Here is a 21,558-nt window from a genome sequence, read left to right as displayed (position 1 = left end):
GGGTGAATCCCGGCGGCCCCGTTCCTCTTCGCGGCCACCACCGGCGAATTTCGATCTTGGGATAAGTTGTGCGTCGCGGTGGGCAACGTTTCACCCCCGCGCAGCGATCAGTAACTGTGCGGGAGTTGCGCTGCCCGCCAGGCTTCCAGACGCGCAGCGCGCATCAGGAAGCGCGGATGCCCGGAGAAGTGGGGTTCCCCAGGCATCCGCGTCCGTGGGTCCTCCGCCTGCCCTCGAGTTTCCGGAGGACCCACGGAACGTCCGTGAGACGTTCCGGGCACTTCGCGGGTTTCCGGCCGGAATGCGGAATCGGTCGTGCTGGAATGTTTTTCGCCCGTTCGGCCGATCAAGGATGAATTCGCCGGGACTGCGTGTGGCGGGGTGGACGCCCGCAGTAGCCTCATCGTTCGTGGACGACTTCGAGACGGCCATCGCCGAGTACTACCGGCTCGGACCGGAGCGGGATCGCCTCAGCACGTGGGGATACCTGGAAGCGCTGCGCACCGCTGAACTGCTGGGCAGGCACCTGCCGCCGGCACCTGGCGTCGTCTACGACATCGGCGGCGCGGAAGGCGCCTACGCCCTGCCGCTGGCCCGCGACGGCTACGAGGTGCACCTGGTCGACGCGTGGGAACCGCACGTGACGTCCGCGGCCGAGGCCTCCGCCGCCCAGCCGGCCGCACCGCTGGCGAGCTGCACCGTCGGGGACGCGCGGGACCTGTCCTTCGACGACGGCACCGCCGACGCCGTGCTGCTCCTCGGACCCCTCTACCACCTGCTGGAACGCGCCGACCGGTTGCGCGCGCTGCGCGAGGCGCACCGGGTGCTCAAGCCCGGCGGCGTCCTGCTCGCGGCGGCGGTGTCCCGGTACGCGTCGACCTTCGACGGCATCTCGGTGGGCGACATCGCCGACGCGCACTTCCAGGAGCTCATCGAGGGCGCCCTGCAGGACGGGCTGCACCGCAACACCGAACCGGACCAGAACCCGCGCTGGTTCACCCTCACCTACTTCCACCGCCCCTCCGACCTGCGCGACGAGGTCGCCGACGCGGGTTTCCGCGCGATCGAACTGGTGGCGGTGGAGAGCGCGGCCGCGTGGGCGACCGACACCCGCAGGCTCGGCGACCCGGAGCACCGGGACGCGGTGCTGCAGGCGATCCGCCGCGTCGAGTCGGCTCCGGAACTGCTGGGGGCGAGCCCGCATCTCATGGCGATCGCGCGCAGGTCCCACTGACGTCTCTTCGCGGGCATTCCGGCGCGTCGGGCAACCTCCCGCGCAGCGCCGGTCGTGAAAGTGCAAGAGACTCAAGGCAGTTCCCACCGGTACCCGGGAGATCCACAGGGTGAAGCACCTGACGAGCACGGCACCGGTCGAAGCACCCGCCGAACCGCACCTCGACGAAGGGCCTCGGCGTCCGGGCCTCGAACGGTGGCTGGCGCACGTCATCGCGCTGTGCCTGGGCGTCGCGGGTTTGTGCTGCGCGCTCGCGCTCCCGCTGGCACCGGTCCTGCTGGACCGCACCGAGGTGCACTGGCCGGTCGCGACGGACGAGAACCCCACCACGACGGCGTTCCTCACGCCCTACCGGCCCGCCGAGTTCACCGCGACCGTGCCGTGCGCGACGATGCGCGCCGCGCTGGCACGCCCGGAACCCACGACGGTGCTGAGCACGTTACCGCCGGGCAGCGACCGCGAAGGCATGGTGCTGTCCACCCAGGACGGAAAACCCCGGCTGCTGCTGGGCGAACGCGAAGTGCGGCTGCCCGACGGGTCCTGCGGCCTGACGGTGCGCGGCGACGACGTGAACTCGCAGGTCCAACCGGCAGGAAGCGCGCCGATCGCGCTGCCCGGGGTGCCCGCACCGGAGGTGTTCACCTTCGCCACGGCGCTGGAACCCGAGCAGCTGCGCGGGTTTTCGGTCACCGCCCGCACCTACTCGTGGGCCGACACCGCGCCGACCGAGACCAAGCGGAACCTGATCGAGGCGTCGCTGCTGCTGGCGGCCTGCTCGCTGCTGCTGCTGTTCGCGCACACCCCGCCGGTGCTGCGCGATTTCCGGGTGCGCCCGCTGCTGTGGCCGGTCGACGCCGGGGTGGCGGCGGTGATCTGGACGTGGCTGTTCGTCGGACCGCTCACCGACGACGACGGCTTCGCGATGATGACGGTCCGCAACTACGCCGAGTCCGGCGACGTCGGCAACTACTACCGCTGGTTCAACGCCTCCGAAGCGCCTTTCACCCTGGTGCAGCACTTCATGCGCTGGTGGTCGGCCGACGGCCTGGAGCCGTTCTGGCTGCGGATGCCCAGCGCCATCGCGGGTCTGCTGACCTGGCTGGTGGTCAGCCGCGGCATCGTCGCCCCGATCTGCCGCGGCAGCAGACGACTCCCGCTGCACCTGGTCACCGCCGTGTTCTTCCTGGCGTGCTGGCTGCCCTACGGGCTGGGCGTCCGCCCGGAACCGTTCCTGGCGCTGGGCACCTCGGTCCTGGTCGCATCGCTGCTGCGGGCCTGGCGCAGCAGCGCGCCGTTCGGCTGGCTGGGCGTGGCGGCGCTGACCTGCGGGCTGACGGTGTCCATCACGCCGACCGGGGTGAGCGCGGCGCTGATGGTGCTGGTGTTCGCGCCGCGCATCTGGTCGGTGCTGGTGCGGCCGGGTGCGCTGCCGCGCTGGGCCCTGGTGCCGGTGCGCCTCGCGCTGCTGGCGAGCCTGGGTTCGGTGGGCCTGGTAACGATGTTCGCCGACTCGTCCTGGAACGGCGTGCGCGGCGCGACCGGGGTGCACGACGAGTTCGGGCCGAGCCTGGGCTGGTACCAGGAGATCGACCGCTACTCGAAGCTGCTCGGCACCACCATGTGGGGCACGGCCGGCAAGCGCCTGGTGGTGTTCCTGGTGGTCACGGCCGTGCTGATCAGCGCGGGGTGCGCGATGCGGCGGCTGCACCGGGCGACCGGCGTGCAGGACCTGGCGGTGCTGCTGGGTTCGGTGGTCTCGGTGCTGGCGGCGCTGTGGCTGACACCGTCGAAGTGGACGCACCACTTCGGCGCGCTGATCGGGGTCGGCCCGGCGCTGGTGGCGGTGACCGCGGTGCTGCTGCTGCGGGTCGGCAAGCTCGCCGAGGCGCGGCGGGAAGCCCGGCTGCTGGGCGTTTTCGGCACGGTGGCGGCCTCGGTGGCGGCAGGTCTGGCGTTCATGGGACCGAACGCCTGGCCGTGGCAGTCGAACCTGGCGATGCCGTGGTCGGACACCCCGGTGCAGCCGGACCTGCCGCTGGACAACCCGGTGTTCTGGATGCTCGCCGGCCTGCTGGTCGGGCTGGTGACGCTGGTCGGGCTGCTGATCCGGATGCGGCTGCGGTCCCGCCCCCTCGGGGGTCTGATGTGGACGGTCGCGCCCGCGTCGGTGCTGGCCGGGTCCGCGCTGGCGATGGCGCTGGTGCTGCTGAGCTCGTTCCTGTCGGTGCCGGAGACGATGGGCGACCGGTTCTCGGTGGCCCGGATGAACCGGCTCAGCCACGAGGCGTCCAGCTGCGGCCTGGAGGACGAGGTGCAGGCCATGCCGATCGCCGAGCCCCTCGCACCGGTCGACCCCGACGACACCGGGCGGCTGGACGGCTTCACCGCCGGTGGAACCCCGCCGCAGGAACCCGACCTCCGCCTGGAAGCACCCGGTGAGCAGCTGCGGCGACCCGAGCCCACCGACCCGGACGATCCCCGCGCCGACGAGCCGACGGCCCGTTCGGCCAGCGAGTACGCCTGGACCAGCCAGGACGGCGGTCCGCAGAACACCGGAACGCTGATCACCCCGTGGTTCGGCCTGCCCCGGGTGAGCGCCGAGCAGACCCTGTCGCTGTGGGTGTCCGGCCGGCCGGAGCAGGGCAACTCGCTGGTCCTGGAGTTCGCCGCCGGGCAGCGCCCGGCGGGCCGGACCGAGCTCCGCGACCCGCCGCCGACCGACCTGCCGTTCGAGGACCCCCGGCACGGCCGCGAGGAGGACTGGCGCGACTTCACCGGCTGGCGGTCGATGACCGTCGAACCCGGCGACATCCCCGCCGGTGCCGACCGGGTTCGCGTGCTGGCCACCGACCGCAGCACCGACCGGCAGGGATGGCTGACCTTCAGCGGCCCGGTCGTGCGCGACGTGGTCGGGCTGCGGCAGGCGCTCGACGCGCAGGGACCGCTGCTGATCGACTGGCCGATGACCTTCGTGTTCCCCTGCCGCAGCGACTACCCGCAGGTCGGGCACGGTGTCGCGGCGAGCCCCCGGATGCTGATCACGCCCCCGGAGGGCGAGTACTCGATGGCCACCGACCCGAACCTCGGCGGCGTGTTCGCCGGGGTGCCGATGCTCTCGCGGCGGATGGAGCTGCCCACCCGGTTGCGCGGCGCTCCGGGCTACGACTGGGGTCACCTGCAGGTGGTCCGCTACGAACGCGAAAGCGATTCCTACACCACGACTCGCCAGCGCGAACGCGTCGGCGGAGCCGACGGGGACGGCTCCTACCCCTTCGAGCAGGAATGATCGTGTGTGCGGAGCGCCGGAGGATGCCTGAAACTGACGTTCCCGGGGCCGATTGCCGGTCCGCCCGCTGAACGCCGCTGAGCTGGGGGAACGTTGCTGGACGGGATCGAGCGAACTGCGGATGCCCAGCCGCCGATGCCAGCCGCACCGTCCCCGCGTCGCCGCCTCGCCCACGCGCTGGGCCTGGTCGTCGGCGTCCTGGCGGTGCTGGCTGCGCTCGCCGTGCCGTTCGCGCCGGTGATCGGCGAGCGGGTCGCGGTCACCTGGCCGATGGCCGGTCAGCCACCGGAGAGCACGCTCGCGTTCGTCGTGCCCTACCACCCGGACCAGGTGCACGTCCGGGTCCCGTGCGAGGTCGTGCGCGCAGGTCAGGAGCGGGGCGAGTCGACGACGCTGGTGTCGTCCCGGCCGCCCGGGCAGCCCACCGAGGGCTTCGCGGTCACCACCTCTCAGGACCACGTGATCGCGCTGGTCGCGGGTCGGGAGGCGTTGCGCGCGCCGATCGGCGAGGCCTGCGACGTGGCCATCGACGGCGGCCCGTCCGGCTCGACCGCCCGCATCGGCGACCGGACCGCCTCGGTTCCGGCCGGGATGCGCGACATCGTCGCGTTCACCACCGACCTCTCCCCCGCCGAAGCCACCGGAACGCGGGTCGAGGTGGTCACCGCGAACTGGTTCGAAACGTCCCCCACGCAGGGGAAACTGCTGCTCGTCGGGCTCCAGTTGCTGCTGGTGGCGGCCGGTTTCGCGATCTTGGCCCAGCTGGACCGCAAGCGGCAACGGGACGTCGAACGCCCGGTGCAGCGGCTGCTGCACCGGCTGATCGGCTACGGGTTCGACCTGGTGCTGCTGGGCGTGCTGGCGGGCTGGTGGCTGCTGGGGCCGAACAGCCCGGACGACTCGTTCGCCTCGGTGACCGTGCAAAACGGGCTGCGCACCGGCGACATCGGCAACTACTACCGCTGGGAGAACGCCTCCGAAGCCCCGTTCACGCTGGTCCAGCAGCTGCTGATGCCGGTGGCCGAGTGGAACCAGAACCCGCTGGCCATGCGCATCCCCAGCATCCTGGCCGCCGTGCTGACCTGGCTGTTCCTGAGCCGGGGCGTGCTCGGCGCGGCGATTCCCGGCCAGCACCACCGGCCGCTGGTGCGCGGGCTGGCCGCGCTGGCGTTCCTGACCTGGTGGCTGCCGTTCGGGATGGGCGTGCGGCCCGAGGCGTTCGAGGCGCTGGGCCTGACGGCCGTGCTCGCGGCGGTGCTGCAGGCCGCGCGGACCGAGCGGCGGGTGTGGCTGGGCGTGGCCGCGCTGGCCGCGGGCCTGTCGATCGCGGTCAACCCGATGGGCATCACCGCGATCGCCCCGTTCCTGGTCCTCGCCCCGCGCCTGTGGCGGCTGGCCGGGCCCGGCGTGATCGCCCTGATGGCCGGAATGGCCTCGGTGGGGCTGGTCGCGATGTTCGTCGACCAGTCCCTGTTCGGCGCGGCCAAGGCCACCGACCTGCACGGCTACTACGGGCCGAACGTCTCGTGGTTCCAGGAGGTCATGCGCTGGCAGTACCTGCTGGGCTTCGACCTCCAGGGCGACATCGCGCGCCGGGCCGCCGTCCTGCTCACGCTGGTCGTCGCGGCGTTCAGCGTGGTGGTGCTGCTGCGCGGCGCCGGACGCGCCCCAGGACTGCGGCTCGCGCACGTCCCGGCAGCATCGTTGCTGGTCAGCATGGCTTTGATGACCTTGACGCCGTCGAAGTGGACGCACTACTTCGGCGCGCTCGCGGGCCTCGGAGCCGCTACGCTGACCGCGGGTGCGGTGCTGATAGGCGTCGCCGCGGTCACCGCGAGCCGGGACCGCGTGGTCTTGGTCGCCGGACTGGTGTCCACCCTGCTCGCCGGGGGTGCGGCCGCACTGGTCTTCTCCGGCAAGAACAACTGGTTCCTGCACTCCCAGTACGGGGTGCTCTGGGGCGAAGGCCCGGTTCGGCCGCTGCACAACCCGCTGTGCTGGCTGCTGATCGCAGGGCTGCTGCTGGCCGGATCCGCACTGGTCCGGCGAAGTGATGACCGGGTGCGGCGCGCGCTGATCCGCACGCCCGCACTGGTCTGCGTCACGGCGATGGGGGTAGCGGTGACGATCGTGCTCGGCTCGTTCGCGGCCGCACCGATCAGGCAGGGCGACGGCGCCTACTCGATCGGCGCGCAGGGCATCGCCGCCGCGCGCGGCGGCAGCTGCGGCATCGCGGACCAGGTCGTGGTCACCCCGGACATCGCCGGGCTGCGCGGCGGTGACGGCGCGGAGATGGCCGGGTTCACCGAAGGCAGCGGGTTCGCACCGGGTTTCACCCCGCCCGCCGACGTCCCGACCTGGGGCAGCCTGACCGGCGGGCAGATCAACACCGGCACCCTGACCACCGGCTGGTTCCCGCTGCCCGCACTCGCCCCCGACCAGGAACTGGCGGTCGGGGTCGCCGGGCGCAGCGGCGACGGCAACCGGGTCGCGCTGGAGTTCTCGGGGCCGGGCGGAACCCGCGAGGTCGTGCTCGACGACACCTGGCTGGACTCCGACGAGAGCGAGACATACCCGACCGACCACGTGGTCGAGGACGAGCCGCAGGACCACCCCGGCTGGCGGGACCTGCACCTCTCCCCCGCGCAGATCCCGCCCGGCGCCGAGCGGGTGCGCATCACTGCCAGCGACACCACCACCGACCCGGCCGGGTGGGTGGCGGTCAGCGGGCCCCGGCTGCGCGAAGTCGTCCCGCTGACCGAGTACATGCGCGACAAGGCCCCCACCTACGTCGACTGGTCGATGACCTGGAACGTGCCCTGCCTGCGGGATCTTCCGAAGGTCGAGGACGGCCTGGTCGAGCCGCCCGCCTACCTGATCACCCCGCCGAACTCGATGGGATTCGGCGGAACCGCCGCGTTCGAACGCGGGATCGGTGGCGCTTTCGCCGGTGTGCGCGACGTCGGTGTCCAAGAAGAGATCCCGACAAGGCTCAACGGATACGAGAAAACACCCGAATATTCCGAGTGGGGTCACCTCATCGAGGTCCAATACCCCTACCCGGGCAACCGATTCGACGTCCAACGCGTTGAGGGTCCACGGTGGGGTTGGCGAGGGGAGTGAGCATGGCCGACACGATTCGCCAGCACGAGGTCGGAATACCGGTACCGCAGCAGAAGCGAACCTCCGACGCCGAGGAGGCTCCGCAGCTGATCTCCTACGTGCTGCCGGTTTACAACGAGGCCGAGGGAATCAAGCACTTCCACACCGAGCTGACCTCGGCGGTCGCCCAACGCCCCGAATTCGCCTACGAGTTCGTCTACGTCAACGACGGTTCCGCGGACGGATCGCTGCGCATCCTGCAGGACATCGCCAAGAACGACCCGCGGGTGCGGGTGGTCGACTTCGCGCGCAACTTCGGCCACCAGATCGCCATCACCGCGGGGCTCGACCTCGCCTCGGGTGACGCGGTGATCGTCATGGACACCGACCTGCAGGACCCGCCGGAGGTCAGCCTGCAGATGATCGACGCGTGGCTGGCCGGCGCGGAGATCGTGCAGGCGCGCCGCCGGACCCGGCGCGACACCCCGTTCAAGCGCGCCACCGCGCACGCCTACTACCGGTTGCTGCGCAGCTGCTCCGACGTCGAGATCCCCGTCGACACCGGCGATTTCCGGTTGCTCAACCGGCGCGCGGCCGAGGAGCTGCGGACGTTCCGGGAACGCAGCCGGTTCATCCGCGGCATGGTCGCCTCGATGGGCTTCCAACAGCAGGAACTGCTCTTCGACCGGGACGAGCGCGTCGCCGGCGAGACCAAGTACCCGATGCGCAAGATGCTGCGGCTGGCCGCCGACGGTGTCACCGGGTTCTCCACCGCGCCGCTCAAGCTGATCACCCGGATGGGGTTCTTGAGCTTGGCGCTGGCGATGGTGGGGATCATCTACTCGATAACGCTGCGGCTGTTCTTCCCCGAGATCACCGTCTCGGGGTGGACGATGTTGATGGTCGTGATGCTGTTCCTGGGCGGGTTGCAGATGCTGTCGCTGGGGGTCATCGGCAGCTACATCGGCCGCATCTACAGCGAAGTGCAGCGACGACCCCTCTACACCGTCCGGGATGTGATCCGGCATGACGAAACTTGAGCCGCGCTCCCGGCTGATCAGCCGGGAACTGCTGCTCTACGCGGTGATCGGCGCCAGCGGTGTGCTGCTCGACTACCTGCTCTTCCTGGTGCTGTTCAACTACTTCGGGATGCACCACCAGGTAGCCAACGCGATCAGCACGACCGCCGGGATCACCAACAACTTCGTGCTCAACTCGCTGTTCAACTTCCGCAAGACCGACCGGATCCTGGTGCGGTTCCTGCGCTTCTACGCGGTGGGCATCGCCGGGATCGTGCTGACGTTCCTGCTGCTCGCGGTGTTCTCGACCTGGCTCGGCATCGACGCGAACCTGGTCAAGCTCGCCAGCCTGCCGGTGGTGCTGCTGTTCCAGTACACGATCAACAAGAGGTGGAGTTTCGCATGAGAGTGGGGATCGTCGGCGCCGGCGCGACCGGGCTGACCGCGGCCTTCGACGCGGTGCGCGCCGGACACGACGTCACGGTGCTGGAGGCCTCCGCCGAACTCGGCGGGCTCGCGGCCTCGATCGAGGTCGGCGGCACCCCGCTGGAGCGCTTCTACCACCACAGCTTCGCCAGCGACACGGCGATGATCGAGCTCATCGACGACCTCGGGCTCAGCGACAAGCTGCAGTTCCACAAGCCCACCACCGGGGTGTACCTGGACGGGAAGCTGCACGATTTCGGCACCCCGGTGGAGATGCTGAAGTTCCCCGAGTTCTCGATGCTCGACCGGTTCCGGTTCGGCGCCACCGCGGCCGCGCTGAAGGTGATCCGCAACGGCGCCCGCTTCAACGAGGTGCGGGCGCTGGACTGGATGCGCCGCTGGGCCGGGCCGAAGGTCACCTCGACGATCTGGGAACCGCTGCTGCAGGGCAAGTTCGGCGAGCACGCCGAGGAGATCTCGATGGCGTGGCTGTGGGCCAGGATCCACTGCCGCACGTTCGAGCTCGGTTACCTGCACGGCGGTTTCGACCAGGTCTACCGCGCGCTGACCGACGCGGTGACCGAACGCGGCGGGAAGATCGAGTTCGACAAGCCGGTCTCGTCGATCACCCAGCCCGCGGAGAAGGTGCTGGTGCGGGCGTCGGACGGCAGCAGCTACGAGTTCGACCACCTCATCGTCACGGTCCCGCAGCCCGCCTTCGCCAAGGCGGCCGACATCGAGTCCGACGACGTGCTGTGGCGCAACCAGTACCTGGGCGCGACCTGCTTCATCCTCGAGGTCGACCGCAGCGTCATCCCGCACTACTGGCTCAACATCAACGACCCGGAGTTCCCGTTCCTGGCGGTCGTGGAGCACACGAACATGGTGGACCGGCAGGAGTACGGCGGGAACCACGTCGTCTACGTCGGCAACTACGTGCCGCGCGACGACTGGCGCTTCACCACCGATCCGGCGGAGCTGCTGCGGACCTACATCCCGTGGCTGCAGCGGCTCAACCCCGACTTCGACGAGTCGTGGATCCGCAACTGGCACTTCTCCAAGGCCGGGTTCGCCCAGCCCATCGTGACGCCCACCTACCGCTCCCTGATCCCGCCGCACACCACGCACCTGCCCAACGTCACGCTGGCCACGATGTCCCAGATCTACCCGCAGGACCGGGGCCAGTCCTACGCCATCCAGATGGCCCACGAGGTGACCGAGAAGCTCGGCCTCCGCCCGGAGAAGGCGACCTCGGACCACGCGACCAGGTGACGGATTCGAATTTCGCGCGAAGTCCGAACCCCGAACTTCGGGGTCGAACTTCGCGCGAAATTCGAAAAGGGCTGGTCACGCGGGGTTCAGGCCCGGGGTGCCGTCCTGGATGGTGAAGGTGGCGAGGTCCTCGACCGGGGCTCCGGGCTTGGAGACGTAGGGCAGGACCTTGTAGGTGGCGGTCATCTCCGTCTCGGTGATCTTGGTGGAGATGTAGCCGCGCTGGTTGCTGTAGAGCCGGACGTGGGGGTTCTCGGCCAGGTAGGCCTTCTCCTTGTCGGTCAGCTCGGCCGAGCCGTCGCCGCCGCTGGTGATCGAGGTGGCGGTGAGCTCGGTGGCCACCACGTCCTGCCCGTCGTGGATCTCGTTCGCCCAGTGCGTGTGCACGTCACCGGTCAGCACCACCGGGTTGCGGGTCCCGGCCTGCTTCCAGCCCTCGATGACCCGCTGGCGCGAGCCGACGTAGCCGTCCCAGGCGTCGGGGTTGTAGGCCTTGTCGTCGCCGTTGAGGTAGTCGATCTCGGCGAACATGACCTGCTGGCCCAGCACGTCCCAGCGGGCGCGCGACGAGCGCAGGCCCTGCAGCAGCCAGCGCTCCTGCTCGGCGCCGGTGAGGCTGCGCTTGGGGTCCAGCCGGGCCGGGTCCTGGGTCGGGAACTTGTCGTTGCCGACCTGGTCGTCGCGGTACTGGCGGGTGTCGAGCATGTGGAACGTCGCCAGCGAACCCCACTCGATCCGGCGGAACAGGCGCAGGTCGATGCCCTGCGGGACCTGGGCGCGGCGCAGCGGCATGTTCTCGTAGTAGGCCTTGAACGCGGCCTTGCGGCGCTCCAGGAAGTTCGGCTGCGGCTCCTCGGGGTGCTCGTAGACCTCGTCAGCCCAGTTGTTGTCCAGCTCGTGGTCGTCCCACACGACCACCCACGGCGCCGAGGCGTGCGCGTGCTGCAGGTCGGCGTCGGACTTGTACTGGGCATGCCGCTGCCGGTAGTTGGCCAGCGTCTCGGTCTCCGGTCCGGCGTGGTCGCGCGGGTTGCCGCCCGGCGCCACGTAGTCGTTGGCCTTGTACTCGTACTGGTAGTCGCCCAGGTGCAGGACCAGGTCCGGCCGCTCGTCACCGAGGTGGCGGTAGGCGGTGAAGAAACCGTGCTCGAACTGGGAGCAGGAGGCGAAGGCCATCGACAGCTCGCCCATCGTGCCCGGCAGCGGCGCGGTCCGGGTCCGCCCGGCGGGCGAGACCGAACCCTCGGCGCGGAACCGGTAGAAGTAGTCGCGGCCGGGCCGCAGGCCCTGCAGCTCGACGTGCACGCTGTGGCCCATCTCGGGCGCGGCCGGCTCCTCGCCCCGGCGCACCACGCGGGTGAAGTTCTCGTCCTCGGCGACCTCCCACTGCACCGGGACGGTCTTGTTCGGCATGCCGCCCATGCCGTCCTCGGCCAGCGGGTCGGCGGCCAGCCGCGTCCACAGCACGAAACCGTCCGGCAGCGGGTCACCCGAGGCCACGCCCAGGCTGAACACCTCACCGCGCCGGGCCGCACCGGCGCCGGGCAGCGACAGCGCGGACGGCGCACCGGCGACGGTCAGCGCGGCGGCACCGGCGGCACCGCTCAGCAGCACGTGGCGCCGCGAGAACTTCGAAACGGACTTGTCCATGTGGGTCGGTCCTCCATCGATTCGGGAACGAACCCACTCTCACCCGACCGGGTGAACGCGCCGATGATCGTCGATGAATAAACCGTGCAGAACGACGAAGCCCCCGGCCACTGGGGACCGGGGGCTTCGAGGAAGGCTCAGCTCACAGGTAGAACGCCAGGAACAGGCAGCCGGCGAGGATCACGCCGAGCACCATCAGGACCTTGTCCTTGAGGACCACTTCCTCCGGCTCACCGGCGACGCCCTTGTCGATGTCCACCGCGTACCGCAGGATCGCGATCACCATCGGCACGATGGAGATCAGGCCCCAGCGCGACATCTCGAACTCGCGGATGTCGTAGGCCCACAGCGAGTAGGTCATGATCGTGATCGCGGCCGCGATCGCCCACACGAACCGCAGGTACGACGGCGAGTACGCCTTCAGCGACTTGCGGATCTTCGCGCCGGTCTCGGCGGCCAACTTCACCTCGGCATAGCGCTTGCCCGCCACCATGAACAGCGAGCCGAACGCCACGATCAGGTAGAACCACTGGGTGATCACCAGGTTCGCCGCCGCACCACCGGCGATGGCGCGCAGCAGGAACCCGGAGGCCACGATGCACAGGTCGATCACCGGCTGGTGCTTGAGGCCGAAGCAGTAGCCCAGCTGCACCGCGATGTAGAGCGCCATCACCGCCAGCAGCGGCATGGACGTCAGACCCGAGATCAGCAGCGAACCACCCAGCAGCAGCACGCACACCACGTAGGCGATCGGCACCGGGATCAGGCCGGCGGCGATCGGGCGGTTGCGCTTGGTCGGGTGCTGCCGGTCCGCCTCGACGTCGATCGCGTCGTTGACGAAGTAGATGCCCGAAGCGGCCATCGAGAACACCACGAACGCGATCACCGCGTCGAGCAGGATGGCCGGGTCCAGGATCTCGCCCGCCGCGAACGGCACGGCCAGCACCAGGACGTTCTTCACCCACTGCTTCGGGCGCAGTTCCTTGATCAGACCGGTCACCAGCCCGGCCGGCGTACCGGCCTTGGCGGTCACCTTCGCGTGGTACGCGTCCGACGACTTGTCCTTCTCGTCGTCGGTCTTGGTCGGCTCGCCCTCCAGCACCTCGTCGCCGAACTCGGCGCCGATGGTGCCTTCCGCGTCGGACTCGACCTCGGACTTCTTGGCCTCGGGAGCCTCCGCCACTTCAGCCGAAGCTTGCTTGTTGTCAGGCACGGTTCCTCCGCCGTCTCATGAATCGCCGGGTGACCAGTGCCACGGCACCGCCGAGCACCGATCCGGCGACCACATCGCTCGGGTAATGAACCCCCAGGACAAGACGGCTGACCATCATCGGCGGCACGAGCGCCGGGGTCAGCTTCTTGCCGGTCAACCCGCCGTAGAGCACCGCGGCGGCCGTCGTGGACGTCGCGTGCGAGGACGGGAAGCTCAGCTGGCTCGGCGTACCGACCAGCACCTGGATCTCGGGGTCTTTCGGACGCGGGCGGCGGACCACCCGCTTGACGGCGATCGACGCCGCGTGCGCGGCGGCGACCCCGGCGGCCGCGGTGACCCACTCACCGCGGCGCTTGCGATCGGCCAGCGCCCCGACAGCACCGATGGCCAGCCAGCCGGCGGCGTGCTCGCCGAACAGCGACATCGCGTGCGCCGTCTTGACGACCGCGGGCTTGGCCAGCGCACCCTGCACCTTGCGCAGCGCGATGGTCTCGGCCGTGACCTCCTCGTCCTGCTTGAGGTCGGTCACGTCCTCGGGGGCGATCAGCGTAGTCAGCTCTGCCACTTCGTCTCCGGGAAAGTCGGCGTCATTTCGGATCAAAGACTTGCTTCCAGGACTCCGCGCTGGTCAGCTCCGGCAGCGCCGCCCGGTACTCCTCGCGCAGCCGCGCCCACTCCTGACCCAGCCGCTTGTAGTTGGCCAGCGCCTGCAGGCCCAGCCGGCGGAAGGTCTCCGGGTCGCGGCGGCGGAACGCCACCCCGCTGCCGTCGGCGTTGGACACCGTGGCGCTGTCGAGGTTGCCCAGCAGGAACCAGCGGGCGGCAGCGGCCGGAACGTTGAGCTGCGGCCGGTCCGACGCGTCGTGCGCGGGCTCCTTGAGGTTGTGCAGCAGCGCCTTGGAGGCGCGGGCCGCGATCACCGCCGGGTTCACCGGCGGGTTGAGCAGGCCCTCGGCCATGATCGGGTCCGCGCTCGGCGGCGGGAACTCCCGCGCCGAGGGCAGCGTCTTGGCGTCGTCGTAGTCCTTGCGCAGCTCGCGGACCTCGGGCAGCGCCGTGCGCAGGCTGTCGAACAGGCCCGACGGGCCCTTCAGGAAGTCCTCGATCGCCTTCTGCTGCACGGCGACCGTGGAGTACTCCATCGACAGCAGGTGCCGCAGCGTGAGCTTGAGGCCCTGCTTGACGATGTTGTTCTTGACCTCTTCCGGGCTGTGCAGCGCGGCCAGAATCAGCCGGTTGCGGGTGTGGAAGTAGGCGGTCCAGTCCGTGGCGTCGTTCTTGTCGGTCCACGGCATGTGCCAGATCGCCGCACCCGGCAGCGTCACCGTCGGGTAGCCGTGGCCGCCCGCGCGCAGCGAGTACTCCGAGTCGTCGTGCTTGATGAACAGCGGCAGCGGCAGCCCGGTGCGCTCGATGATCTCGCGCGGGAACAGGCACATCCACCAGCCGTTGTAGGTGGAGTGCACGCGCTGGTGCAGCTTCTTGGTCTTGCGCAGCGGCTTCTTGGCGAAGTCGTGGTCGGTGACCGCGCCCGGCGCGGCACGCCAGATGCCCTGGCCGAGGTCGACGACCTCGCCCATCGTGTGCAGTCGCGAACGCGCCTGCAGGTTGAGCATCTGACCGCCGACGATGACTGGCTGGGTGGCGGCGCGGGCGAAGGCGTTGGCCCGCAGCACGCCGTCCGGCTCCAGGGCGATGTCGTCGTCGAGGACCATCACCTGGGCGGCGTTCGAGTTGTGGATGCCCTCGTACATGACCCGGCCGAAACCGCCGGACCCGCCGAGGTTGTCCTGCTCGATGACGTGCAGCTTGTCGCCGATGGCCTTGGCGGCCTCGTCGAAGCCCTCGACCTCGTGGATCTTCTGCGGGCCCTGGTCGGCGACGATGACCCGCTCCACCACGGCCATGACCTGCGGGTCTTCCCCGAGAGTCTTCAGCGCCTCGATGCACTCCGAGGGGCGGATGGTGGTGGTGCCGACCACGACCTGCTGCTTGGGCATCGGCTGCTCGGTCGTCCAGGCGCCTTCGCTGACCTCCAGCTCGGCGTCGTTGGTGAACAGGTCGAACCAGATCCAGCCGCCGTCCTCGAACGGCTGCAGCGACACCTTGAACTCCAGCGACGTCCAGCCCTCGCTGGACACCGGGGAGCCCTGCAGGTGAACGCTGTCGCCGTTGGACTTCGAGCGGTAGACGTCGAGCCGACCGGACCCCCTGACCCGCAGCCGGAGCACGACCTCCTCGATCTTCGTCCAACGCTTCCAGTAGCTGGCCGGGAAGGCGTTGAAGTAGGACGCGAGCGAGATCTTGCTGTGCGCGGGGACGCGCAGGTGGCGGCGGGACACCACGGTGGCGGTGCTGGCCAGCGCCTCCGGCTCGTCGATGTAGAGCGGACGCACGTCCAGCGGGTCCTCACCGCGCGGGAACACGATCCGCTGCAGCACCTGCTCAGGCGCCGCGTCCGAGGTCCCGGCGCGCACCGAAGTGACGTCGCTGAGCTTGCTCTCACCAGCGGCGTTGAGCTCTCGGGGGGTCCGGTCGGTCACGTCAGTCCTCCAGCGAGCCGTCCAGCGAACGACCCTCGGTGAAGTATGGAGCGATCTTGTTGTCGAACATGCTCAGGGCCGAGCCGATGGCCATGTGCATGTCCAGGTACTTGTAGGTGCCGAGTCGACCACCGAAGATGACCTTGCGCTCCTTGGCCTCCTTCTTGGCCAGTTCGCGGTAGGCCTCCAGCTTGCGCCGGTCCTCCGGGGTGTTGATCGGGTAGTAGGGCTCGTCCCCGCTCTCCGCCGACCGCGAGTACTCGCGCACGACCACGGTCTTGTCCGACGGGTAGTAGTCCCGCTCGGGGTGGAAGTGCCGGAACTCGTGGATCCGCGTGTAGGGCACCTCTTCGTCGGCGTAGTTCATCACCGACGTGCCCTGGAAGTCGCCGGTGTTGACGACCTCGGTCTCGAAGTCCAGGGTGCGCCAGCCCAGCTCGCCCTCGGCGTAGTCGAAGTACTGGTCCAGCGGACCGGTGTAGACGACCGGGACGTCGGTGGGCAGCTCACCGCGGACGTCGAAGAAGTCGGCGGCCAGCTGCACCTCGATGTTGGGGTGCTCGGCCATCTTCTCCAGCCACGCGGTGTAGCCCTCGACCGGCAGACCCTCGTAGGTGTCGTTGAAGTACCGGTTGTTGAGGTTGTACCGAACCGGCAGCCGGCTGATGATCGCCGCGGGCAGTTCCTTCGGGTCGGTCTGCCACTGCTTGGCCGTGTAACCGCGCACGAACGCCTCGTACAGCGGGCGGCCGATCAGGGAGATCGCCTTCTCCTCGAGGTTCTGGGCGTCCGCGGTGTCGATCTCGGACGCCTGCTCGGCGACCAGCGCCTTCGCCTCGTCCGGGGTGAACGCGCGGCCGAAGAACTGGGACAGCAGGCCCAAGTTCATCGGGAACGAGTAAATCTGCCCCTGGTGCTTGGTGAACACCCGGTGCTGATAGTTGGTGAATTCGGTGAACTGGTTTACGTAATCCCACACGCGTTTGTTCGACGTGTGAAAAAGGTGCGCGCCGTAGCGATGCACCTCGATACCGGTTTCGGGCTCCGCCTCCGAGTAGGCGTTGCCCCCGATGTGGTCACGACGGTCCAGCACCAGCACCCGCTTGTCCAGCTGGGTGGCGGCGCGCTCTGCGATCGTGAGGCCGAAGAATCCGGAACCAACAACGATCAGGTCATAGCCTGCGAAGCTCACAGTCGTCGAGGGTAGCTGCAGCGGGATGCCACCCCGAAACCGCGTTGACGTTATTGGCTACATATGACCACGAAGAGTGTCGATATCACTGCCGAAGCCCGCTCAATCCTCGTTGTCCAGGCATTTCGTCACCCACTGGGGGTGAGGGACGCGCCACCGACGGCGACTAATCGTGGCTGTTAATACCCGTTAGGCGACCCTCCCGGCGCGTCGTGCGGCGGCTACCATCGCGCCGTACCGACGCGCCGGTGAAAACCTTTCACGCAGGTCCGAGGCTCCGGGACGGGCGCGCAACGCTGGGTGGTGAGCTGTGGGGTCGACACGCGCCCGTGACGGGCGTCACTTGCTGGTCGCGGCAATTCTGCTCGAAGTGCTGGTGGTCTGGTTCGTCCACTGGATCGACACCCGCGGCTACATGGACACCGAGATTTACCGGCTTGGTGCGCGTGCGTGGCTCAACGGTTACCAGGTCTACGGCGACGACCTGACCCCGGAGAGCCCGGACTCCGCGACGTTGCCGTTCATCTACCCGCCGTTCGCCGCGCTGCTGTTCATCCCGCTGACCTGGATGTCCGAGACGGCGGCCGTCGTGGCGGTCGCGCTGTGCTCGCACCTGGCGATCCTGCTGACCTCGTACTCGCTGGCGCGCTCGTCGCGCCACTTCGCACCCCGCGCCGGCGAGGTCGCGGTCGCGACCGCGCTGCTGATGCCGTGGCTGACGCTGATCGAACCGGCGCGCGAGACCCTCAACTACGGGCAGATCAACCTGGTGCTGATGGGCCTGGTCGCCGCCGACTGCCTGCTGCCGCGCACCCGCTGGCCGCGCGGGATGCTGGTCGGCATCGCCGCCGCGATCAAGCTGACCCCGCTGGGCTTCCTGCTGTTCTTCCTGCTGCGCAGGGACTACCGGGCGATGTCGATCACCGGCGTCACCTTCTCCGCCACCGTCTTCGCGGGCTTCCTGGCCGCGCCGCGCGACTCGGCGGACTGGTGGCTGGACAAGATGCTGTCCACCGGCGACTCCTTCGGCACCGTCTACGCCGGGAACCTGACGCTGCGCAGCCTGCTGGCCAAGCAGGAGCTGACCGGGTTCGCGCTGAACTCGCTGTGGATCACCGGCTCGCTGGTGTTGCTGGTGCTGGCCGTGCTGGGCATGCGCTACGCGCTCAGCGCCCGCGACCTGCCGCTGGCGCTGGTGCTCAACGCGGTGTGGATCCTGCTGGTCTCGCCGATCTCCTGGTCGCACCACTGGGTGTGGGCGGGCCCCGCGCTGGCGCTGGTGTTCATGATGTCGCTGCGCAACCGCTGGCACGGGATGACGATCGCGGTGGTGATCTCGGCGATCACCGTGCTGGCCGGACCGCAGTGGTATCTGCCCAACACCGATGATCGCGAACTCGACTGGACTTTCTCGCAGCAGATCGTGGGCAACGCCTACACGCTGATCGGGATCGGTTTCCTGGTGTGCGCGGCGGTCGCTTATGTGCGATTCGCTCGGCGTCCGGTGAATTCCCCGGAATTCATGAACACCCCTCTGATTCCAGGGCGCTGATACCGGCTCGCGGATTCGGACATAACGGAGTTCCGGACGGCGAATGATCGCTTCCGGACTCATACTCGTTCATCGTCAGGAAGCGGGTGTCGAGAAAGGACACCCGCCCTCCAGCCGAAGCGAGGTATCGCCCATGCGTTTTCGGTCCACACGCCCGCGGCTGGCAGCCGTCGCGCTGCTGACCCTGGCCGTCCTACCGATCTCCGGGCCTTCCGGCACCGCCGGACCGACGCCCGAGCAGCCCGGGACGCAGAGCGTTCGCATCCCGCTGCGCGACGTGGCCCGCGACCGGTCCGCGGTCCGCGAGGTCCACAGCGAAAAGCCCTTCGACCTGGTCGGTCTCACCTGGCAGGGCCAGGCGCCGGACCGCATCGAGGTGCGCGTGCGCACCGCCGAGGGCTGGGGGCCGTGGACCCAGCTGGAAGCCGAGGACGGTGGCAGCGAACCGATGTGGACCGGGCGCAGCAACGACGCGCAGGTCCACGCCAGCGCTCAGGGCCAGGACATCACCGACCAGCTGCAGTTCATCGGCATCGACCCCGCCGCGCAGGTCACCCCGCCGCGAATCGCTGCACCGCAGTCCGACATCCCGCCGGTGGTCACCCGCGCGCAGTGGGGCGCCGACGAGTCGAAGATGACCTGGCCGGTCGAGCCGACCACCACCAAGGCCGCCGTGGTGCACCACACCGCGGGCACCAACAACTACACCTGCGACCAGTCGGCCGAGCTCGTGCGCGGCATCTACCAGTACCACGCGGTCGAGCTGGGCTGGGGAGACATCGGCTACCACGCCCTGGTCGACAAGTGCGGCACCGTCTTCGAGGGCCGCACCGGCGGTCTGGCGGGCAACGTGATCGGCGGGCACGTGCGCGGGTTCAACCGCCACACCTTCGGCATCTCGATGATGGGCAACTACGACGGTCTCGCGCCGTCAGCGGCAACGGTGCGCTCGGTGGCGAACATGGCCGCCTGGAAGCTGGGCACCGCCGGCGTTCCCGCCGACCGCACCACGCGCCTGGTCTCCGAAGCGCCCGAGGGCTCGAAGTTCCCGCCCGGCGCGGAGGTCACGCTGCCGACGATCTTCGGCCACCGCGACGCCTCCTACACGGCCTGCCCGGGCAAGCGCGGCTACGACCGGCTCGGAGCCATCCGCTCCCAGGCCGCCGACGCGCAGCGCGCCGGCCGTCCTTGAGGTGAGGGAGGCGGTTTCAGCCACGACGTCCGGCGCTGGCTGGAACCGCCCTCACCACCAGCGTTCGAGGACCTGGGCGACGCCGTCCTCGGCGTTGGTGGTGGTGACCTCGTCCGCCGCCGCGAGGGCGTCGGGGTGCGCGTTGCGCATGGCCACGCCGTGACCCGCCCAGCCGAGCATCGGGACGTCGTTGGGCATGTCGCCGAAGGCGATCACCTCCGACCGCGCGATCCCGAGCTCGGCGGCCACGGCGGCCAGCCCGGACGCCTTGTCCACCCCGGGCGCGGACAGCTCGATCAACCCGGAGTCCGTCGAGTAGGTCGACTGCAGCTGATCGCCGATGATCTCCGCGGTCGCCGCCGCCAGCTCACCGCTGTTCAGACCGGGGTGCACCACCAGTAGCTTCATCGCGGGCTTGCCCGTCAGCTCATCGGTCGGGGCGACGCGGATGTCGGTGTTCATCCAGTTGCGGTGGAAGTCGGCCTCGGCGAGGAACTGCTCCCGCAGGTCGTCCCGGGCGCTGCGGGTCGCCCGCTCCACGGCGAACGCGCAGCCGCCCAGCTCGTGCCGCAGCTCCCGCACCACGTCGTGCAGCGTCACGGGATCGATGTCGTGGCTGCGCAGCACGCGGTCGGCGGCGGTGTCGTAGGTGACCGCGCCGTTGGCGCACACCGCGATGCCGGACACCCCGAGCGCGGCGACCACGCGCGGCATCCACCTCGGCGGACGGCCGGTGACCAGCACGAACGGCGTACCGGACGCGGCCACCCGGCCGGCTGTGGCCGCGGTCCTGGCGGAGACCTCCTCCATCGGGTCGAGCAGGGTTCCGTCCACGTCTGATGCCACCAGGCCAGGTTCACGCACGCCGACCATCATGCCCGCCGCGCCGGGGATCCGGACGTCCTCGCTGGTAAGACCACGAAGGGACGTTCGTCACCTGATCGGGTCGAAACGCGTCCGGCGCGACCAGTACCGTCTACCCGTGCGCGTTGGGATCGTGATCTTGCCCGAACACCGGTGGTGGGCGGCCGAACCGCTCTGGCGGATGGCCGAGGAGTACGGCTTCGCCCACGCCTGGACCTACGACCACCTCGGCTGGCGCTCCCTTGTGGACAAGGCCTGGTACGACGCGGTGCCCACGCTGACCGCCGCCGCCACCGTCACCTCGACGATCCGGCTCGGCACGCTGGTCGCGTCCCCGAACTTCCGGCACCCGGTGCACTTCGCCCGCGAGCTGACCGCCCTGGACGACATCGCCGACGGCCGCATCACCCTCGGCGTCGGAGCCGGCGGCACCGGTTTCGACACGACGGTCCTCGGCCGGCCCGAGCTGTCACCGCCGGAGCGCTCCGACCGGTTCGCCGAGTTCGTCGAGCTGCTCGACCACGTGCTGCGCTTCGACGTCACCGACTACGACGGCACCTATTTCTCGGCCGTGCAGGCGCGCCGCGCGCCCGGCTGCGTGCAGCTGCCGCGGGTGCCGTTCGTGGTGGCCGCCAACGGCACCCGGTCGATGGAGCTGGCCGCCCAGTTCGGCCAGGGCTGGGTGACCACCGGCCGCGGCGGCGACGACCTGGAGAGCTGGTGGCGCGCGGTCGCGGAGCTGTCGCTGCGCTTCACCGACCTCTGCCACCAGCAGGGCCGCGACCCGATCAAGGTCGACCGCTACCTGCAGGTCGACGCCGCGCCGGAGTTCTCGCTGTCCAGTGTGGAGCACTTCCGCGACGTGGTCGGCCGCGCCGACGAACTCGGCTTCACCGACATCATCACGCACTGGCCCCGCGCGGACGGCCCCTACGCGGGCAAGGAGTCGACGGTCGAGGAGATCGCCACCGAGGTCCTGCCCGAGCTGTAGGTGCAGGTGTGCCACCGCGCCG

General features: G+C 69.7%; 15 protein-coding genes. 9 read left to right on the top strand and 6 right to left on the bottom strand.

From position 1 onward, the window contains the following. Positions 1-409: 409 nt before the first annotated feature. The 6 genes from R4I43_RS18920 (at position 410) to R4I43_RS18895 (ending at position 10,339) form a co-directional block, all read left to right on the top strand. The gene (locus tag R4I43_RS18920; protein ID WP_324266977.1) at positions 410-1,234 is read left to right on the top strand and encodes a class I SAM-dependent methyltransferase; all 825 of its coding nucleotides are present in this window, start codon (positions 410-412) and stop codon (positions 1,232-1,234) included. A gap of 109 nt (positions 1,235-1,343) precedes the next feature. After that, entirely contained in the window at positions 1,344-4,520 is a 3,177-nt protein-coding gene (locus R4I43_RS18915) for an arabinosyltransferase domain-containing protein (RefSeq protein ID WP_324266976.1), read from the top strand. A gap of 135 nt (positions 4,521-4,655) precedes the next feature. Then, positions 4,656-7,643: an arabinosyltransferase domain-containing protein gene (locus tag R4I43_RS18910; RefSeq protein ID WP_324266975.1), complete on the top strand. Its 2,988-nt coding sequence runs from the start codon at positions 4,656-4,658 to the stop codon at positions 7,641-7,643. 2 nt (positions 7,644-7,645) lie between these two features. Then, a complete protein-coding gene (locus R4I43_RS18905; protein ID WP_324266974.1) occupies positions 7,646-8,662 on the top strand; it encodes a glycosyltransferase family 2 protein in 1,017 nt (338 codons plus the stop codon). Beyond that, complete coding sequence (locus R4I43_RS18900) at positions 8,649-9,047, top strand: GtrA family protein (protein WP_324266973.1); 399 nt, start codon at positions 8,649-8,651, stop codon at positions 9,045-9,047. The genes R4I43_RS18905 and R4I43_RS18900 overlap by 14 nt, the downstream gene beginning before the upstream one ends. Continuing rightward, positions 9,044-10,339: an NAD(P)/FAD-dependent oxidoreductase gene (locus tag R4I43_RS18895; RefSeq protein ID WP_324266972.1), complete on the top strand. Its 1,296-nt coding sequence runs from the start codon at positions 9,044-9,046 to the stop codon at positions 10,337-10,339. Before R4I43_RS18900 ends, R4I43_RS18895 begins: the two co-directional genes overlap by 4 nt. A 75-nt stretch (positions 10,340-10,414) precedes the next feature. Here R4I43_RS18895 and R4I43_RS18890 read toward each other — a convergent pair whose 3' ends face one another. From R4I43_RS18890 to glf, 5 genes are all read right to left on the bottom strand, one after another. Then, a complete protein-coding gene (locus R4I43_RS18890; protein ID WP_324266971.1) occupies positions 10,415-11,989 on the bottom strand; it encodes an alkaline phosphatase D family protein in 1,575 nt (524 codons plus the stop codon). 142 nt (positions 11,990-12,131) lie between these two features. Next, a complete protein-coding gene (locus tag R4I43_RS18885) occupies positions 12,132-13,202 on the bottom strand; it encodes a decaprenyl-phosphate phosphoribosyltransferase (protein WP_324266970.1) in 1,071 nt (356 codons plus the stop codon). Beyond that, positions 13,195-13,767 (bottom strand): phosphatase PAP2 family protein, encoded by a 573-nt coding sequence (locus R4I43_RS18880; protein WP_324266969.1) that lies wholly within the window; start codon positions 13,765-13,767, stop codon positions 13,195-13,197. Before R4I43_RS18880 ends, R4I43_RS18885 begins: the two co-directional genes overlap by 8 nt. A gap of 22 nt (positions 13,768-13,789) precedes the next feature. Beyond that, entirely contained in the window at positions 13,790-15,745 is a 1,956-nt protein-coding gene (locus R4I43_RS18875) for a glycosyltransferase (protein WP_324266968.1), read from the bottom strand. Position 15,746: 1 nt separating this feature from the next. Then, positions 15,747-16,937, bottom strand: coding sequence for a UDP-galactopyranose mutase (gene glf, locus R4I43_RS18870; RefSeq protein WP_324266967.1), 1,191 nt, complete (start codon positions 16,935-16,937; stop codon positions 15,747-15,749). A 310-nt stretch (positions 16,938-17,247) separates the two neighbouring features. Here glf and R4I43_RS18865 point away from each other — a divergent pair, with 310 nt between their 5' ends. Both R4I43_RS18865 and R4I43_RS18860 read left to right on the top strand, forming a co-directional pair. Further along, positions 17,248-18,489, top strand: coding sequence for a glycosyltransferase 87 family protein (locus R4I43_RS18865; protein ID WP_324266966.1), 1,242 nt, complete (start codon positions 17,248-17,250; stop codon positions 18,487-18,489). 133 nt (positions 18,490-18,622) lie between these two features. After that, the gene (locus tag R4I43_RS18860) at positions 18,623-19,681 is read left to right on the top strand and encodes a peptidoglycan recognition protein family protein (RefSeq protein ID WP_324266965.1); all 1,059 of its coding nucleotides are present in this window, start codon (positions 18,623-18,625) and stop codon (positions 19,679-19,681) included. Positions 19,682-19,732: 51 nt separating this feature from the next. Here the strand turns inward: R4I43_RS18860 and R4I43_RS18855 are convergent, their stop codons facing one another. Continuing rightward, positions 19,733-20,545: an HAD family hydrolase gene (locus R4I43_RS18855; protein ID WP_324266964.1), complete on the bottom strand. Its 813-nt coding sequence runs from the start codon at positions 20,543-20,545 to the stop codon at positions 19,733-19,735. Between the two features lie 118 nt (positions 20,546-20,663). On the opposite strand from R4I43_RS18855, the gene R4I43_RS18850 reads away from it, so the two are divergent. Beyond that, a complete protein-coding gene (locus R4I43_RS18850) occupies positions 20,664-21,536 on the top strand; it encodes an LLM class flavin-dependent oxidoreductase (RefSeq protein WP_324266963.1) in 873 nt (290 codons plus the stop codon). Positions 21,537-21,558: the final 22 nt, after the last annotated feature.

Origin of the sequence: Saccharopolyspora mangrovi (genome assembly GCF_035320975.1) — a bacterium.
In the GTDB taxonomy this organism is placed as follows: Bacteria; Actinomycetota; Actinomycetes; order Mycobacteriales; family Pseudonocardiaceae; genus Saccharopolyspora; species Saccharopolyspora mangrovi.
Note: the sequence above shows the minus strand (reverse complement) of the source record. Positions and strands in the feature narration are given on the sequence as shown.